Genomic DNA, 1,205 nt, shown 5'->3' with positions numbered 1-1,205 from the left:
CCGGGCCACCGGCGACCCGTCCGTGCGCCATCGCGGCGGCCGCGTCGACGACCTGGTCGACGATCTCGGCCGTGCTCATGTTGCGCTGCAGGCCGCCCTGGCCGGTCGCGCAGAACGGGCAGGCCATGCCGCAGCCGGCCTGGCTCGACACGCACACCGTCGCGCGCTCGGAGTAGCGCATCAGCACCGACTCCACGAGGGCGCCGTCGAACAGGCGCCACAGCGTCTTCAGGGTCGTCCCCTGGTCGGCCTCCTGGACCTTGACGGTCGACAGCAGAGGCGGGAGCAGGGCCTGGGCGATGGCGTCGCGCTGCGCCGCCGGGAGGTCGGTCATGGCCTCCGGGTCCCGCTGCAGGCGCGCGAAGTAGTGGTGCGCGACCTGCTTCACCCGGAAGGCGGGCAGGCCGAGCTCCTCGGCCGCGGCCTTGCGCTCGTCGGCGGAGAAGTCCGCGAGGTGACGCGGAGGCTTCCCGCGACCGCGCGGGGGCTCGAGGACGAGCGGCAGGGTCTTGATGGGCTCGCTCACCGCACCATCCTCCCAGCCCGACCCCAGCGCTGTCGAAACGCGCGGGCCGGGCCGGGCCGGCTCACGCCGGGACGGGGTGCGGGTCTCGCGCCAGGGCGGCGACGAAGTCGAGCTTGTCGAGCACCGGCGGCGGGATGACGAACGGGTAGAGGTCGTCTGCGCCCATCGCCCGGTTGATCTGGTTGAGCGCCGTGGACAGCGGGATCCAGACGCCCGTGACGAGGTCGCTGAACAGGGTGAAGGCACTCGGGTCGACCGTGGTCAGGCCGTAGGCTCGCGCGGTCTCGACGGTGTCGCTGATGTGCATCCAGTGCGCGAAGGTCTCCGCGAAGTCCTCGAACGGGTGCATCGTCGCGTAGGTGCTGATGTAGGACTCCTGCCAGTCCTCCGGCGGGCCCTCGCTGTAGTGCCGGTCGATCTCGGCCTGGTAGTCCTTCGACTCGTCGCCGAAGAGCTCCCGGCACGCGTCCATCCGCTCCTCGCCGCGCACGAGCACGGACTCGAAGTAGTGGCCGACCTCGTGGCGCAGGTGGCCCAGCATCGTGCGGTAGGGCTCGTCGAGCTCGGACTGCACCTTCACGCGGTGCGCGTCGTCGCCCTCGGCGAGGTCGATCGTGATGACACCGTCGGCGTGGCCGATGACGACGTTCTCCTCCACGCTCGACAGCATGTCGAAGCA

At 71.1% G+C, this 1,205-nt stretch carries 1 protein-coding gene and 1 pseudogene; both read right to left on the bottom strand.

Annotated elements, in window-relative coordinates:
• Positions 1 to 514: pseudogene (locus tag NH287_RS15060) on the bottom strand (23S rRNA (adenine(2503)-C(2))-methyltransferase RlmN); the annotation flags it as partial.
• 73 nt (positions 515 to 587) lie between these two features.
• Positions 588 to 1,205: putative zinc-binding metallopeptidase (locus NH287_RS15055; protein ID WP_253036258.1), on the bottom strand; the 618-nt coding region annotated here is incomplete at its 5' end.

Source organism: Microbacterium sp. CnD16-F (assembly GCF_024124465.1).
In the GTDB taxonomy this organism is placed as follows: Bacteria; Actinomycetota; Actinomycetes; order Actinomycetales; family Microbacteriaceae; genus Microbacterium; species Microbacterium gawkjiense.
Note: the sequence above shows the minus strand (reverse complement) of the source record. Positions and strands in the feature narration are given on the sequence as shown.